Source organism: Erythrobacter sp. HI0063, from assembly GCF_001635685.1.
Taxonomy (GTDB): domain Bacteria; phylum Pseudomonadota; class Alphaproteobacteria; order Sphingomonadales; family Sphingomonadaceae; genus Qipengyuania.
Window position 1 is genome coordinate 1 of record NZ_LWFF01000256.1, and the last position, 251, is coordinate 251.

The 251-nt window shown below is 55.8% G+C and carries 1 pseudogene; it reads left to right on the forward strand.

Going from position 1 to position 251, the window contains the following annotated elements:
* Positions 1 to 63 precede the first annotated feature (63 nt).
* A pseudogene (locus A3736_RS17960) lies at positions 64 to 251 on the forward strand (hypothetical protein); the annotation flags it as partial.

Sequence of the window (251 nt, forward strand, 5' to 3'; positions counted from 1 at the left end):
TGATGGCCGGATCAGGGAACGTAATTCCTACGGAAACGATCCACATCCGCCGAAGGGCTAAGTTTGCCTCCACCCTTCGAGAAGTCGGTTTTCCTCAACTGTCCGTTTGACGACGATTACGCGCCAATCCTGCAGGCGCTTGCTTTTTGCATCGTCTATCTCGGCTTCCATCCTCGGCTGGCTCCGGAGAACGCTGATAACGCGGCGGCGCGGCTTGACCGCATCGCTGATCTTATACGTGGCTCCAAATA